The following is a 15,420-nucleotide window of genomic DNA, read 5'->3' as shown; positions in this document are numbered from 1 at the left end:
CGGGGTTGCAAATGCAAAACCGCGCCGAAGGGGTCGGCGCGGTCAGGTGCAGGCCGAGACGTAGCCCGTGTGCTGGCTACTGGCCCAAGCGCACTTCTTCCAGCGGGTAACCCAGATAATCCTGTGCTTCCCAACCTGCGTGACAGTCATGGCAAAAGCTTTGCTTGACCTTCATCACCTTGCCGTTCGGCTGCAGGCCAGCGTAAAGCCATCCGGCGGTGTCTGGCGCCTCATCGGTACCGACCTTGGTCATGATGAACAGCGGACCCGGGCGCGCCGCCTTCTTCTTGATCGAAATGGTGATCGATTCCTTGGCCAGGATCGACCCTACAGGCATTTCAAAGCCTTCTTCCTCGAACTTCAGGTACTGTTCGGCGGCCACGTCATTGGCATATGTGTTCAAAAGGCGATTGCCGTGTGGTCCGGCAACGGCTGGACGCGACGCCGTAGCGGCCCAATTGCGATAATTTGACCCAATCTCGTCGCCTTCTTTGGCGTAACCCGTCGCCATCTTTTCCTGAAGACAGTCGTAAAGTACGCCAATCTGATCCTCGGTCAGGTCGAAAGCGTCTTCGACTGCAATGGCGGTGCATTCCTCTGCACTGGCCGCGCCTGCGGCGATGGTCAAAACGGCTGCGTATGTAAGCTCGCGTAGCATGTTCGGCGTCCCCTCCGTGTTGGTTTTGTACGCAACGGCATGCTGACGGAATGAGCACCCCGCGCATAGCCGTGCGGGATCACCTTTCATGCACAATTACGTGAAGGATGAGGGGCCTACGCCTTCGGATGCGCCTTGGAATAGACTTCCATCAAACGGACTGTATCAACGGCCGTGTAGGCTTGCGTCGTGGACAAAGACGCGTGGCCAAGAAGCTCCTGGATCGCGCGCAGATCGCCACCCGCATTCAACAGGTGCGTTGCAAAACTGTGGCGCATGGCGTGTGGCGTGGCACTGGCGGGCAGGCCCAGTTGCATGCGGGCGTTCGACATCACCTTCTGAATGGCGCGTGGGGCAAGCGCCCCACCACGGATAGCGCGAAAAAGCGGTCCGTCGGCGGGCAGTTCATACGGACAGGCGGCTATGTAGGCATCAACTGCGTTACGGGCGGCATCGACCACCGGCACGATCCGTTCCTTGCCACCCTTGCCTACGATCCTCAGAACCTGTGGCAAAGGCGTCTGACCCGCGGTCAGGGACAATGCCTCGGATATGCGCAAACCGCAGCCCCACAGCAAGGTCAACACGGCAGTGTCCCGCGCGCCGATCCATGGCTTGTCAGATTGCAGAGGCGTGATGTCCAAAAGCTCGCGTGCCGCCGTTTCATCCAACGGGCGTGGCAGCTTCTTGGTGAATTTTGGGGCCCGGGTGCTCAGCACGGCGGTTGGCTCAAACCCTTCGCGCGCCGCCAACCACTTGTAGAACGCTTTGACGGCCGACAGTTTGCGGGCCAATGACCGCGCCCCGACACCACCCGACCGCGTACGCGCCATCCACGCACGCATATCCCGTGTATCAATCCGCGCCAAAGCACCAAGGCCCTGTGTCTGGCCCGAGTGCTCCGTCATGAAGGCAAGAAATTCGGTTATGTCCGTGCCATAGGCCGTGACTGTATTCTCTGCCGCCCCCTTGATCGCACGTTCATACGCCAGAAAATTTTCAAGCGCATCGCGGGCGGCGGGGGAAATCAGGCTCATCCCAGCCAGCGGCGCATGGCCTGTTCGAACACGCCGGTGAAAAAGGCCAGCAGGTCCGTGCCTTGCTGCGGTCCAAACATATGTGGGTCTTCCGCGCCCATAACCAGAAGGCCGGGCAGACGACCGTCACCAAAGTCCAGCTTCAGACAGGCTTCGGATCGGATCCAGTTGGCATCGTCGCCATAAATCTCGGGGTCGGCATCCTGAACCTGTCGCAGGGTGACTTGCCGCACATTGCCGCCACGGCCATCGGTCAGGTAATCGTCGATGAAACCGGGTTCGGCCACGCTCAGCACTTCGCCCAACCGCTGAACGGCCGGATCATTGTCGTTTTGTACGGACTCAAGCACCAGTTTGACGGCGTCTACGCGCAGGATTTCGGCCACTTCGCCACCCAGATCACGCAGGAAGGGTTCGAACTCCATCGGGTCCAGCATGCGCAGGATGGCGCGGTGAATCTGATTGGTGCCAGCCAGGTTTTCATACGCCGCCGCGATGACTGAACGGTGCGTGTCCTCAAGCCGGTCCAGCCGCGCTTCCAGCCGTTCCATTGCCAGCCCGCGCAGATCAACGATGTTGCCACCCATCGCACGCTCATTCGCGGCGATCAGGGCATGCATCAGGTCCTTGTCATCCAGAATAACATCAGGACGCGAAATAATCGCCTCACGCAGGGCGTCGTTAATCTTGGGCTGGCTGCTCATACCGTACCTGTTTTTGGTCTTGTCCGCTCCATATCACAGCGGAATCGTGAAATCTGCCCTGAACTTGGAATAATTGTTCAGATGACAGCGTAAAGTTGCCAAGTGACGCCACGACCGGGGAAATGACGTGAGTTTCTCCCCGTGAACGGGAATACTCATGCTGTCACATCCATCGCATGCAACAAATACACGAAGCCACCACTCACGGATCCGGCCCGGGGATTTTTCCCTTAGGACCGGTCGCGCTTCGGGTATTGCTGAGACGGGCGGGAAACGCCTGAGTTACAGGATTTTCTGACCCGTCTTGGCCCAATCCTTCATGAACGCATCAAGGCCCTTGTCCGTCAAAACGTGGTTCGCCAGCTTCTTGATGACATCTGGGGGCGAGGTGATGACGTCGGCACCGATTTTGGCGCAATCTTGAACGTGGTTCACGGACCGGATCGACGCGGCCAGAATTTCTGTCTCGAACCCATAATTGTCGTAGATGGTGCGGATGTCTTCGATCAGCTCCAGCCCATCCAGGTGGATGTCATCCAACCGCCCGATGAAAGGTGAGATGAAGCTGGCCCCGGCCTTGGCCGCAAGCAGCGCCTGGTTGGCCGAGAAACAAAGCGTGACATTGACCATCTTGCCTTCGCCCGACAGCACCTTGCAGGCTTTCAGCCCGTCCCATGTCAGCGGCAGCTTGACGGTGATGTTTTCCGCGATCTCGGCCAGCTTGCGCCCCTCGGCGATCATCGCGTCGGCTTCCAGCGCGACCACTTCCGCGCTGACAGGGCCATCGACCAGATCACAGATTTCCTTGGTCACTTCCAGAATGTCGCGTCCCGATTTCAGGATCAGCGACGGGTTTGTGGTGACACCGTCGACCATACCCAGGTCGTTGAGTTCGGCGATGGCGTCAATCTCGGCAGTATCTACAAAGAATTTCATGTGCGGTCCCCTTGATGGCTTGGCGTTTGCTTGTGATGGCTTTACCTCATGGCGGGTGAAGACTGAACCCCTCATATGTTGGCGCTAACATGACGCCCTCGTTTTACGACGAAGGCGCGTTGGTGGCCGTGATGACCACGCAACCGCTGGACCGGGCGCTGGACTACAAGGCGCCCGAGGGTGGCTGCCATCTGGGCGTGTTCGTCGAGGTGCCACTTGGCCCGCGCAAGGTGCTGGGTGTTGTCTGGGGACCCGGCAAGGGCGACTATGACTACAACAAGGTGCGGTCAGTCCTGCGGGTGCTGGACGCCGCCCCCATGCGGGACGAGATGCGCGCCTTCTTGGAAAAGGCCGCAGCGTACACGCTCACACCCATGCCCGCCATGCTGCGGCTCGCCACCCGCGCGCCGGGACTGGGCGATCCGCCGTCGATGCGCAAGGTCTACCGCCGCGGTCCATCCGAACCCGATCGGATGACGGATGCCCGCCGCCGCGTGCTAGAATTCCTTAGCGAATACGGTGATTTGGCCTTTACACTTAAAGAGCTCGCAGAGCTGTCGGGCGTCACATCCTCCGTCATCAAGGGGCTGGTGAAGCAAGGCACCGTCGCGGAAGAGGACAGCCCCCGCGATTTGCCATTCCCACCTATGGACCCGTCCCGCCCGGGTAAGGCACTGACCGAAGATCAGGCGCGGGCCGCAGGGCACATCGCCAAGGCCGTGCAATCCGGTGCTTACGGAACAACGCTCCTGAGAGGTGTCACCGGATCCGGCAAAACCGAAGTCTACCTCGAAGCTGTCGCTGCCTGCCTCAGCGCAGGACGGCAAGCCCTTGTTCTATTACCGGAAATCGCCCTGACAGCTGAATTCCTCAAACGGGTCGAGGAACGGTTCGGTGCGCGCCCTGCCGAATGGCACTCCGGGGCCACCATGACGGAACGCCGTCGCATCTGGCGCATGGTGGGGCAAGGCAACGCGCAACTGGTAATCGGCGCGCGCTCGGCCCTGTTCCTGCCCTATCAGAACCTCGGCCTGATCGTCGTGGATGAGGAACACGACACGTCCTACAAGCAGGAAGACGGGGTGCTCTACAACGCCCGCGACATGGCCGTGCTGCGGGCCTCGCTGCTCGGGGCGCAGGTGGTGCTGGCCTCGGCCACGCCGTCGCTCGAAAGCTGGGCGAACGCCGAAAGCGGCAAGTACACGCGGCTGGACCTCGAAGCGCGCTTTGGCCCTGCGCTCATGCCCACGATGCAAACCATCGATATGCGTGCTGAAAAACTACCTTCGAACCGCTGGGTCTCCGAAGAATTGAAACGCGCGGTCGAGGCGCGGCTGGCGGCAGGCGAACAGGCTATGCTGTTTCTGAACCGGCGCGGCTATGCCCCCATTACGCTGTGCCGTGCCTGCGGGCACCAGGTGGGCTGTGATCAATGCGATGCGCGCATGGTCGAACACCGTTTTTTGAAGCGTCTGATGTGCCACCAATGCGGCGAGACGAAACCGATGCCAACCATCTGCCCCTCCTGCTGGGCCGAAGATCGGATGGCGCCCGTCGGCCCGGGTGTCGAAAGACTGGGTGAGGAAGCGGTCGAACTGTTCCCGGATGCCCGCGTGGCGGTGCTGAGTTCAGACATGTACGGCTCGGCCCGCGCGCTCAAGGCCGAGATCGAAGGGATCGCCGAAGGCGCTGCTGATGTGATCATCGGCACGCAGCTGGTGGCAAAGGGGCACAACTTTCCGAACCTGACACTGGTGGGGGTGATCGACGCAGACCTTGGCCTGCAAGGCTCCGACTTGCGGGCCGCTGAACGGACATTCCAACTGATGCGGCAAGTGGCTGGCCGGGCGGGCCGTGCAGAAAAGCCGGGCACGGCACTGTTGCAGACCTATCAACCGGAACACCCGGTGATCCGCGCCATTCTGGCGGGGGACGAGGAAGGGTTCTGGCGGGCTGAGGCCGCGCAACGCGAGGCGGCAGGCGTGCCGCCTTATGGCCGGATGGCGGGGATCATCCTCAGCGGCCCGGACGTCGCGCAGGTGTTTGACGCCGCGAACGCGCTGGCGAGGAATGCGGGCGCGCTGACCCGGGTGGGCGCGCAGGTCTTTGGCCCTGCGCCTGCGCCCATTGCCCGCGTTCGCGGACGGCACCGGGTGCGGCTGCTGGTCAAAGCGGGCAAGGGTGTCGCGCTGCAAGGGGCGATTGCTCAATGGGTCGGGCAGCTGCGGCTCAGGGGTGACTTGCGGCTGGCTGTCGATATCGACCCGCAAAGCTTCTACTGACGGACACGGCGCACGGCACGTACGCCTTACCCCTTGGCGGATGTTCGCGTTTCGTGCTACTGACAGGCAAAAGCCAAAACAAATCGGGCGAGGGCAGCACATCATGCGAATCTTGGGGATCGACCCTGGCTTGCGCCACATGGGTTGGGGGATCATCGATTGCGACGGTCCGCGCTTGCGCCACGTTGCCAACGGCATCTGCCATTCGACGGGCGATGACCTGTCACTGCGCCTGCTCAGTCTGTTTGACCAACTCAGCGTGGTGATTGCCGACCATGCCCCGCAGGCGGCAGCGGTCGAACAGACCTTTGTGAACAAGGATGGCGCAGGCACCCTGAAACTGGGGCAGGCCCGGGGCATTGCCATGCTGGCCCCGGCGCGTGCTGGTTTGTCGGTGGGCGAATACGCCCCGAACGCGGTCAAGAAAACGGTTGTGGGCGTGGGCCATGCTGACAAGCGGCAGGTGGCACATATGGTCCGGGTGCAACTGCCCGGCGTCGATATCGTCGGACCGGATGCAGCCGATGCGCTTGCCATTGCCATCTGTCACGCCCATCACGGTGCGGGGCAGGGGCTAGCCGCTGCCGTTGCGAGGGCGCGTGCATGATCGGGAAACTCTCGGGTCGGATTGACTACAAAGCCGGTGATCACATCCTGATCGACGTGCGCGGCGTGGGCTACATCGTCTATTGCTCGGACCGGACGCTGGCAGCGCTGCCACCGGTGGGTCAGGCCTGTGCGTTGTTCACTGACCTCGTGGTGCGCGAGGATTTGATGCAACTCTTTGGCTTCCCGACGCTTGCGGAAAAGGAGTGGCACCGCCTGCTCATGTCCGTGCAAGGGGTGGGGGCCAAGGCCTCGCTTGCCATCCTCGGCACGCTTGGGACGGACGGCACCAGCCGTGCCATCGCCTTGGGCGACTGGAACGCGGTGAAAGCGGCCAAGGGCATCGGTCCCAAGATCGCGCAACGGATTGTATTGGATCTCAAGGACAAGGCTCCGTCGGTCATGGCTATGGGCGGCACGGTGGCCGAAGCAACCGGCGATGCCGTTGCCGAAGCTGCCGCCGAGGTGATTGAACCCACGCCAGCTTCTGCTCCGCCGTCCTCTGCACAGGCGGATGCGCTTTCGGCTCTGGGCAATCTCGGCTACGGCCCGTCCGATGCGGCCGCCGCCGTCGCCCAAGCTGCCGGAGAGGACCCGGGCGCGGACACGCCCGCCCTGATCCGTGCGGCGTTGAAACTTCTGGCACCGAAAGGGTAGGGGTGGGCGGACGACACGTCCGCCTTACGAAGGAAGATGATGACCGACGCCTCTGATCCCACCCTGCGCGGAGCGCCGATGCCTGACGATGATGCGGGCGGTTTCGACCGTGCGCTGCGTCCACAGCTTCTTGAGGATTTTGTGGGTCAGGCCGAGGCCCGCGCCAACCTGCGTGTCTTTATCCAGTCCGCCAAGCAGCGGGGCGAGGCGATGGATCACACGCTGTTTCACGGCCCGCCCGGTCTGGGCAAGACGACGCTGGCGCAGATCATGGCGCGCGAGTTGGGCGTGAATTTCCGGATGACATCCGGCCCCGTGCTGGCCAGGGCCGGTGATCTGGCTGCCATCCTGACCAATCTTGAAGCGCGGGATGTGTTGTTCATCGACGAGATTCATCGTCTGAACCCGGCGGTCGAAGAGGTTCTCTATCCCGCGATGGAAGATTTCGAACTGGACCTTGTGATCGGCGAAGGCCCGGCCGCCCGGACGGTTCGGATCGAGTTGCAGCCCTTTACCCTGGTGGGGGCCACCACCCGCATGGGTCTCCTGACGACGCCCCTACGGGATCGGTTCGGCATTCCGACTCGGTTGCAATTCTACACCGAGGACGAATTGTTCACGATTGTTGAACGCAACGCCCGCACCCTCGGTGCCCCTGCCGATGAAGGCGGCGCCCGCGAGATCGCCCGCCGGGCGCGTGGCACCCCTCGTATCGCGGGACGCTTGTTGCGACGGGTGGTGGATTTTGCCGTGGTGGATGGCGATGGCCGCGTGACGCGGGAGCTGGCGGATTCCGCTTTGACACGGTTGGGTGTCGATCATCTCGGGCTGGACGGTGCGGACCGTCGGTATCTGAAACTCATGGCGGATCACTATGGTGGTGGCCCTGTAGGCGTAGAAACCTTGAGCGCTGCCCTGAGCGAGAGCCGCGATGCTTTGGAAGAGGTCATCGAACCTTATCTGCTGCAGCAGGGCCTAATCCAACGGACCCCGCGGGGACGGATGCTGGCGCAGCGGGCGTGGCGGCATCTGGGGCTTGAGGCGCCAAAATCATCGGGCGATCTGTTCGACTAGGATATGCATATGAAAGTAGATGATATTGAAGCGCTGTTCAGGCGGGAAAGCGGTGATTATGCCTTTGCCCGTTGGGGTCGTCCGATTGCACCTGTGGTGTTTGGGGTGCAGGACGAAACCCTTGGCACGATCAAGGGCGCGGTTGAGGCGGTGTGCCAGCTGGCCGGTCACGAGACGGCTGAGACGGATCCCGAACTGGGGTCGAACTTCATGTGGTTCTTCTTTTCCGACTGGGCCGAACTGCCCGAGGTTCCGGGGTTGGACAGGCTTGTGCCCGATCTTGAGGCGTTGGTGGCGCGGCTGCAACGGGCCGACGCGAACCAGTACCGGATCTTCCGGTTTGATGAGGCGGGTGCGATCAAGGCCTGCTTTGTGTTCCTGCGGATGGACCAGCATCTGAGCAAGGTCCCCGCGGAGACGCTGGCGCTGAGCCAGGTGGTGCAGTCGATCCTGCTGTGGTCCGATTTGGCCTTCCGGGACCGGTCGCCGCTGGCCGTTGCTGGAGAGACGACGGTGTTGCGGCCTGACATCGCGGCGCTGATCCGTGCGGCTTATGATCCGGTGATGCCGGGGGCGGCCGATGATGCGTCACATGCGCTGCGGTTGAGTGCACGGATGACAGCGACGAGCTGATTTGTCCCCGCGGGGACAGGCTGTTCGGTGGGTCCATTGAGTTTCAACCGGTTTGTGATCTGCGCACCTTTTCAGGTACTTGGACCAACGCACGGTCACGCAAGCAGAATTTAACCGTTCGCAGCCCATGCTGGTGCCGAGGACGGGCGGCGCGGTGTCAACCGCCCAATGCACGCAGCAAAGCCACGGACGGTTCTCCTGTCGCGGGCAGACCCTGGCCGGTCTGATAGGCCGTGATGGCCGCTCGCGATTTCGTACCCAGAACACCGTCCGTGCCGCCAATATCGAAGCCGCGCGCGGTTAGGCGGCGTTGTAGGGCGATGCGGTCATCCTTGGTCAGGCCATAACGGTCCGGCGGGAAAGTACCGCGCAAGGGGCCGCCACCCACGATGCGATCGGCGAGGTGGCCCACACCGATCGCGTAGGAATCCGAATTGTTGTAGCGCTTGATCACGCGGAAATTCGAGGTCACGGCAAAGCGGGGGCCACCCGGTTGCGGCTGGATGATGGTGCCGGATGAGGTGCCGCCCGTGACCTCGCGCCCCCAGTCCACGCCGGACGTCCAGCCGTTGCGATCAAGATAGGCGGCGGTGGAGGCGAGGCTGTCTGACGGATCATCAGACCAGATGTCACGCCGCCCGTCGCCGGTGAAATCCACGGCAAAGGACTGGTAAGAGGTTGGGATGAACTGTGTGTGCCCCATCGCACCCGCCCATGAACCGGTGAGTTTCGCCGGACTCACATCACCCGATTGCAGGATACGCAATGCCTCGATCAGCTGCTTTTCAAAGAACGCACCGCGCCGCCCGTCAAATGCAAGGGTGGAGGTGGCCGAGATCACCGGCACATCGCCGCGCCGTTCGCCATAAAAGCTCTCCAACCCCCAGATGGCTGTCACGATGTTGGCGGGCACGCCATAGCGCGCCTCGACCGCGTTCAGGGTGCTGCGGTGGCGGGCAAAGGCGGCACGGCCCTTGGACACGCGCTCGTCCGAGGCTGCGATGGACAGGTAGTCTTCGAGCGTGCGGCTGAATTCGGTCTGGTTGCGGTCGCGTCGCACAACGCCCGGCAGATAGCCGGTGCCACGGAAGGCCGCGTCGAGCGTGGATTGCGAGATGCCGGCAGCAGCGGCGCGGCCGCGAAAGCTGGCGACCCACGCGTCATAGGCGGCGTTGGGGGTGGGGCGCAGATCTGCAGCAAGTCCGGTGCTGGTACGTGAGGTCGTGGTTGTCGTTGTGGCACAGGCGGAAAGGGTCAGGGCGCCGAGGCCGAGCAGGGTGGTTCTGCGGGAGAGGTGCATGGGAGGCCTGTGTTTTTTGTTGACTGCTGAGCAGAGCGTAGCCTGTGGGGGAGATCGTGCAAAGACGGTGTGTGTTTATCGGCGGTTTTGGGGGGAGGTGGGGTGCTTGCGCTCCTTAACCACATTCCAGGTTCATTGCAGAAGGCTGACTTTGCAGGGTTTAGGTCTAATGTACGGTTTGAACCGCCTGTTTTGGAAGGCTCTTCGTAAGAGGCGCTATGGTCTGAGCGTTTATTGTGGTCGGCGTTGATCTTATGTTGTCGCGGGGCCCATTGGGTGTGGTTTGGCGAGTTTGCAGAGATTTTGGGCGGTTGCTGCGAGGCGGAATTCTCTTTTCCGCCGTTTGGCCCGCGCGGACGCAGGCGGTCGAGCCGCATGATCTTTTTGAGGTGGGCGAAGAGCATTGCTACTTTCTTTCGTCGTCGGCTGGCATCGGTGTAGGCGTCTGTTTTGGCAATTTGGTGTGCCTTGTCATGCGCGGCTTCGTGGACATATCGTGAGACAATACGGGCGTCTTTGTTGGACGTGCACTGTTCTTTGAGGGCGCAGGTGGAGCAGCGTGTCTTGCTGGCGTAGTACCTTCGGTCCACGTGCCCCGAAACTCACGCCCGCCACACCGAATTCTGCTGGGCATGCGAGATCGACCGCGCCAGCGCCTTGAACTCGGATGCGATGTGACGATGAAACCGGCGCACCGCGGGGCGCACGGGCCGGTCGGCCGGGCTGATGATCCCAAGGTTGCGCGGCGCGTGTTTGATGCGGATGTCCAGCGCCGTCAGCGCCTTTTGCTGCCGCATCATGAAGATGACCGAATAGGGCAGGATCGTCAGGCTGTCCGACCCTTCCAACACCGTGCGCACCGCGCTGATAGACCCGCCCGAGAAGCTGACCTTCACATCCTCCACCTCGATCTCGTGCAGGATGGCGCGCAGGTCCTGGTAAAGCGGGCTGTTCGTCGGCGGTGCGATCCAGGGATAGTTGGCGATGTCCTCCAGTCGCAGCGCCCGCTTTCGGGCGAGGGGATGACCCATCCGGCAGGCAATCACATTGCGCCCCTGCAAAATCTCGTCGAAGGCAATACCGGCAGGCAAATCTCCCGGGGGCAGGGGACAAATGGCCAGATCCAGCGCCCCGCTTTCCACATCGCGCATCAGCGTATCGGCATAGCCATAGCTCTGATCGATCCGCACGTTCGGATGCGCCTGCTGGAACCCCGCGATCATCGTCGCGATGACGGCGTCCATGAACACTGGCGTGCCGGCCACCCGCACCGCCCCGGTCTTGCCACCAATATAGAGATCAGCCTGCACGGCGGCCTCGCCACTGGCCTGCCGGATCACGCGCCCCTGCGCGGCCAAAGCCGCCCCCAATTCAGTCGGCACCAGCGGACGGCGCCCTTTCTCGAACAAGGGTTGACCCAACCGGGCCTCCAACGCGGCCAGAGTGCGGGACAACGATGGCTGCGACTTGCCAAGCGCGTGTGCACCCGGCGTCAAGCCGCCCTTATCGACCACGGCGGCCAGCATGACCAGGTGATTGGGATCCAATTGCATAGCGTCAGGTTATATTGTGGCCCGCAAATCGTATCAACATGATCGTTTGACCCCTGTAGCCTTTCCACATGCTCACCCAAGCCGCCCCCTCGACCCCTCGCGTGCGCTTCGGCGCTGGTCTACGCCACACAGTGGCGGAGGAGGTGGCGCGGCTGGGCTGTAAACACGCGCTGGTTCTCTCCACCCCGCAGCAATGTGACAGCGCCATGGCCGTTGCCGAAGCACTGGGCGACAGCGCCGCAGGCATCTTTGCTCGCGCCACGATGCACACGCCAGTCGAGATCACCGAAGAAGCGGTCACGCATTTGCGCGACACAGGAGCAGACTGCGTCATTGCCATTGGCGGCGGCTCAACCACTGGCCTCGCCAAGGCCATCGCCCTGCGCACAGGCGTGCCGCAGATCGTGATCCCCACCACTTATGCCGGGTCCGAGGCCACGCCCATCCTCGGCCAGACAGAAAACGGCGTCAAAACCACGCTCACTGACCCCAAGATCCAACCTGAAACCATCCTCTACGACCCCGAACTCGTCACCTCTTTGCCTGTCGCCATGACGGTGACATCCGCCCTCAACGCCATCGCCCATGCGGCCGAGGCGCTTTATGCTGAAAACCGCACGAACCACAGCACCGCGTTGGCCGTCGAAGGCATGCAGCACTTCGCCGACGGCCTCCCCGCCGTTCTCGAAAACCCCACCAACACCAGCGCTCGCGAAAAGACCTTACGCGGCGCCTACGCTTGCGGCGCGGTGCTGGGGCAGGTCGGCATGGCCCTGCATCACAAGCTCTGCCACACGCTGGGGGGCAGCTTCGATCTGCCCCACGCCAACACGCACGCCATCATCCTGCCCCACGCGATCCACTACAATGCGCAAGCGGTCCCCGACCTGCTCAAACCCATCACCGATATCTTCGGCGGCGCTGCCCCCGGCCCAGCACTCCATGCGTTCGCCACGCAAATGAACGCGCCACTGGCGCTCCGCGATCTGGGCGTCACTGAACAAAATCTCGACCGCGCCGCCGATCTTGCCACTCAAAAACCATACCCCAATCCAGCGCCCATCACGCGCGATGGAATCCGCCAATTGCTGCAAGCCGCCTGGGAAGGCGCGGCACCCACCTGACGCCATTCTGGGAGGAACACATGGCCGACATCACAACAGACATCCTGATCATCGGAACAGGCCCCGCCGGATCTGCCACCGCCGCGCTGCTCTCCACCTATGGCATCGAGAACATGGTGGTGAACCGCTACCGCTGGCTGGCCAACAGCCCACGCGCCCACATCACCAACCAGCGCACGATGGAGGTGCTGCGCGATCTGGGGCGCGAGGTTGAGGACGAGGCGTATATGCACGCCACGGAACAGGACCTCATGGGTTCCAACGTCTTCTGCGAAAGCCTCACCGGCGAGGAGTTGGGGCGCATCCAGACATGGGGCACACATCCGCTCAGCCGCGCCGAACACGACCTGAGTTCACCCAGCAAAATGAACGACCTGCCGCAAACCTTCATGGAGCCGCTGCTGTTCAAAACCGCCTGCGCGCGCGGGACGCAGGCGCGCATGTCCTGCGAATACCAAAGCCACGAGGCGGATGGGGAAGGGGTGACAACAACGCTGCTCGACCGACTGACGAACAAGACCTTTACCGTCCGCTCCAAATACCTGATCGGCGCAGATGGCGGGAACTCGAAAGTCACCGAAAACACCGGCCTTCCCATCGAGGGCAAAATGGGCGTCGCCGGATCCATCAACCTGCTGTTCAAGGCTGACCTTAGCCAACATGTCGCCCATCGACCCTCCGTCCTCTACTGGGTGATGCAACCGGGCTCCAACGTCGGCGGCATCGGCATGGGCGTGGTGCGCATGGTCCGTCCCTGGAACGAATGGCTCGCCATCTGGGGCTATGACATCGAAGGCGAACGCCCCGAACTCAACGATGACGAGGCCAAGAAGATTATCCGCGATCTGGTGGGCGATCCCGAGCTTGAGATCGACATGCAAGGCATCAGCTACTGGACGGTGAACGACGCCTACGCCACGCAGATGTCCAAGGGGCGTGTGTTCATCATGGGCGATGCAGCCCACCGGCACCCTCCGTCGAACGGTCTGGGCTCCAACACTTCGATCCAGGACGCCTTTAATCTCAGCTGGAAACTCGCTGCCGTGCTCAAGGGGCAGGCGGGCGAGGGGCTGCTTGACAGCTACAACACCGAACGCGCGCCCGTGGCCAAACAGATTGTCACCCGCGCCAACCAGTCCATCGGCGAATTTGGCCCCATCTTCGAAGCGCTGGGCCTGATCGGCCACACCGACCCCGACGTGATGCAGGCCAACATGCAAAAACGATGCAACTCGACGCCCGAGGCCGAGGCCCAACGGGCCGCCCTGCGCGAGGCCATCGCCTTCAAGAAATACGAATTTGATGCCCACGGAGTCGAGATGAACCAGCGCTACCGCTCGGACGCGGTGGTAACGGACGGGCAGATGGAACCGGCCTTCGATCTGGATCACGAACTGCACTATCAGCCCACCACATGGCCGGGTGCACGGCTGCCCCATGTCTGGCTCTACGACGGGCACGGCGGCAAACACTCGACGCTCGACCTCACGCAAGGTGGCTTCGCCCTGATTACCGGCCTCAATGGCCGGGCATGGGCCGACGCAGCGCAAGCCGTCGCGGGGCAGATGGGTATCAAGCTGACCACCCATGTCATCGGCCCGCGCCAACCCCTTGTCGATCACACCGGCGACTGGGCTCGCGCCCGCGAAGTGGGTGAGGCAGGGTGCGTCCTTATCCGCCCCGACCACCACGTCGCGTGGCGTGCCGAGGGCATGATGGACAATCCCCAAGCTGAACTGGAACGGGTTATCGGCACGATCCTGGCCCAGAACACACACGCCAAGCAGGAGGCCATGGCATGAGCAACACCCACGACGGATACTTCACCGAAGACAACTCCGCCGAGGTGGTCAACGCCCGCACCACCACCGACAACGCGCGGCTGGCGCAGGTGATGGAGGCGATCGTGCGCCACATGCATTCCTGCGTGAAAGAGATCGAACCAACGGACGAAGAATGGTTCAAGGCAATCATGTTCCTGACTGAGACCGGCCATATGTGCACTGACTGGCGGCAGGAGTTCATCCTGCTCAGCGACACGCTTGGCGTCTCAATGCTGGTGGACGCAATCAACAACCGCAAACCGTCCGGCGCGTCGGAATCCACGGTGCTCGGCCCCTTCCACCTGCCTGATGCCCCGGAACTGCCGATGGGCTCGAACATCTGTCTTGATGAAAAAGGTGTGCCAATGCTGGTCAAGGGGCGCATCCTGGATACCGACGGCAACCCCATCGACAAGGTCAAGATCGACGTCTGGCAGGCCAATGACGAAGGGTTCTACGACGTCCAGCAAAAGGGCATCCAGCCCGACTTCAACCTGCGCGGCGTGTTCCGCACGGGCGGCGATGGTGCCTATCACTTCAAAGGGGTGAAGCCGAAATACTACCCCATCCCCGACGATGGCCCCGTGGGTAAACTGGTGCGCGCGCTGGGCCGTCACCCATTCCGTCCTGCGCACCTGCACTACATCCTCGAAGCCGACGGGTTCGAGACGCTGACGACGCACATCTTCGACCCGGATGATCCCTATATCCACTCCGATGCGGTCTTTGGGGTCAAAGAAAGCCTGATGGCGAAATTCGACTTGATCGAAGATGCAGGCAAGATTGCTGATGCAGGTATGAACGGCCCGTACTACGAGGTCGTGCACGACTTCGTTCTGGCGCGCGCCTAGCAAACGTTTTGCCAAAGGGGGCCGTCTGCCCCCTCGGCCTTACGGCCTCACCCCCGAGGATTTTCCAGAAACAGGGAAGGGGGATATCCGTCCATGCTTCCCTGTTTCAAAAAAATCCTTCCCGAAGGGCCGATCCACCACCCGCGTCGACGCTTTCCATTTGACAGACCGACCTTCCGCTG

General features: G+C 62.2%; 14 protein-coding genes and 1 pseudogene. 8 read left to right on the top strand and 7 right to left on the bottom strand.

Annotation, left to right across the window (positions count from 1 at the left end):
- Window positions 1-76 precede the first annotated feature (76 nt).
- The 4 genes from Q1A75_RS05740 to fsa all read right to left on the bottom strand — a co-directional run bounded on the left by Q1A75_RS05740 (window position 77) and on the right by fsa (window position 3,335).
- Window positions 77-658, bottom strand: a complete 582-nt coding sequence (locus Q1A75_RS05740; RefSeq protein WP_299550564.1) for a cytochrome P460 family protein — start codon at window positions 656-658, stop codon at window positions 77-79.
- 116 nt (window positions 659-774) lie between these two features.
- Entirely contained in the window at window positions 775-1,695 is a 921-nt protein-coding gene (locus tag Q1A75_RS05735) for a tyrosine recombinase XerC (RefSeq protein WP_299550566.1), read from the bottom strand.
- Window positions 1,692-2,399 (bottom strand): DUF484 family protein, encoded by a 708-nt coding sequence (locus tag Q1A75_RS05730; protein WP_299550568.1) that lies wholly within the window; start codon window positions 2,397-2,399, stop codon window positions 1,692-1,694. The genes Q1A75_RS05735 and Q1A75_RS05730 overlap by 4 nt, the downstream gene beginning before the upstream one ends.
- 282 nt (window positions 2,400-2,681) lie before the next feature.
- Complete coding sequence (gene fsa / locus Q1A75_RS05725) at window positions 2,682-3,335, bottom strand: fructose-6-phosphate aldolase (RefSeq protein ID WP_299550570.1); 654 nt, start codon at window positions 3,333-3,335, stop codon at window positions 2,682-2,684.
- 89 nt (window positions 3,336-3,424) lie between these two features.
- Here fsa and Q1A75_RS05720 point away from each other — a divergent pair, with 89 nt between their 5' ends.
- The 5 genes from Q1A75_RS05720 to Q1A75_RS05700 all read left to right on the top strand — a co-directional run bounded on the left by Q1A75_RS05720 (window position 3,425) and on the right by Q1A75_RS05700 (window position 8,587).
- Window positions 3,425-5,617: a primosomal protein N' gene (locus Q1A75_RS05720; protein ID WP_299550572.1), complete on the top strand. Its 2,193-nt coding sequence runs from the start codon at window positions 3,425-3,427 to the stop codon at window positions 5,615-5,617.
- A gap of 103 nt (window positions 5,618-5,720) precedes the next feature.
- The gene (gene ruvC / locus Q1A75_RS05715; RefSeq protein ID WP_299550574.1) at window positions 5,721-6,224 is read left to right on the top strand and encodes a crossover junction endodeoxyribonuclease RuvC; all 504 of its coding nucleotides are present in this window, start codon (window positions 5,721-5,723) and stop codon (window positions 6,222-6,224) included.
- Window positions 6,221-6,880 carry a Holliday junction branch migration protein RuvA gene (ruvA, locus tag Q1A75_RS05710; RefSeq protein ID WP_299550575.1) on the top strand — a complete coding sequence of 220 codons (660 nt, stop codon included), beginning with the start codon at window positions 6,221-6,223 and terminating at the stop codon, window positions 6,878-6,880. The genes ruvC and ruvA overlap by 4 nt, the downstream gene beginning before the upstream one ends.
- A gap of 39 nt (window positions 6,881-6,919) precedes the next feature.
- Window positions 6,920-7,954, top strand: coding sequence for a Holliday junction branch migration DNA helicase RuvB (gene ruvB / locus Q1A75_RS05705; protein ID WP_299550577.1), 1,035 nt, complete (start codon window positions 6,920-6,922; stop codon window positions 7,952-7,954).
- Between the two features lie 9 nt (window positions 7,955-7,963).
- Window positions 7,964-8,587 carry a hypothetical protein gene (locus tag Q1A75_RS05700; RefSeq protein WP_299550579.1) on the top strand — a complete coding sequence of 208 codons (624 nt, stop codon included), beginning with the start codon at window positions 7,964-7,966 and terminating at the stop codon, window positions 8,585-8,587.
- Window positions 8,588-8,744: 157 nt separating this feature from the next.
- On the opposite strand, the gene Q1A75_RS05695 is transcribed toward Q1A75_RS05700, so the two are convergent.
- The 3 genes and pseudogenes from Q1A75_RS05695 to Q1A75_RS05685 form a co-directional block, all read right to left on the bottom strand.
- Window positions 8,745-9,887 carry a lytic murein transglycosylase gene (locus Q1A75_RS05695; RefSeq protein ID WP_299550581.1) on the bottom strand — a complete coding sequence of 381 codons (1,143 nt, stop codon included), beginning with the start codon at window positions 9,885-9,887 and terminating at the stop codon, window positions 8,745-8,747.
- A gap of 252 nt (window positions 9,888-10,139) precedes the next feature.
- Window positions 10,140-10,468 (bottom strand): annotated as a pseudogene (locus Q1A75_RS05690) (transposase); the annotation flags it as partial.
- Window positions 10,469-10,489: 21 nt separating this feature from the next.
- Entirely contained in the window at window positions 10,490-11,440 is a 951-nt protein-coding gene (locus Q1A75_RS05685; RefSeq protein ID WP_299550583.1) for a LysR family transcriptional regulator, read from the bottom strand.
- A 68-nt stretch (window positions 11,441-11,508) separates the two neighbouring features.
- Here Q1A75_RS05685 and Q1A75_RS05680 point away from each other — a divergent pair, with 68 nt between their 5' ends.
- Genes Q1A75_RS05680 through Q1A75_RS05670 form a run of 3 tightly spaced genes read left to right on the top strand, consistent with a single transcriptional unit; the run spans window position 11,509 to window position 15,238 of the window.
- The gene (locus Q1A75_RS05680) at window positions 11,509-12,564 is read left to right on the top strand and encodes a maleylacetate reductase (protein WP_299550585.1); all 1,056 of its coding nucleotides are present in this window, start codon (window positions 11,509-11,511) and stop codon (window positions 12,562-12,564) included.
- Window positions 12,565-12,584: 20 nt separating this feature from the next.
- The gene (locus Q1A75_RS05675) at window positions 12,585-14,366 is read left to right on the top strand and encodes an FAD-dependent monooxygenase (protein ID WP_299550587.1); all 1,782 of its coding nucleotides are present in this window, start codon (window positions 12,585-12,587) and stop codon (window positions 14,364-14,366) included.
- On the top strand, window positions 14,363-15,238 hold the full coding sequence (locus tag Q1A75_RS05670; protein ID WP_299550589.1) for an intradiol ring-cleavage dioxygenase: 876 nt from the start codon (window positions 14,363-14,365) through the stop codon (window positions 15,236-15,238). The genes Q1A75_RS05675 and Q1A75_RS05670 overlap by 4 nt, the downstream gene beginning before the upstream one ends.
- Window positions 15,239-15,420: the final 182 nt, after the last annotated feature.

The organism is uncultured Tateyamaria sp., from assembly GCF_947504105.1.
Taxonomy (GTDB): Bacteria; Pseudomonadota; Alphaproteobacteria; order Rhodobacterales; family Rhodobacteraceae; genus Tateyamaria.
Note: the sequence above shows the minus strand (reverse complement) of the source record. Positions and strands in the feature narration are given on the sequence as shown.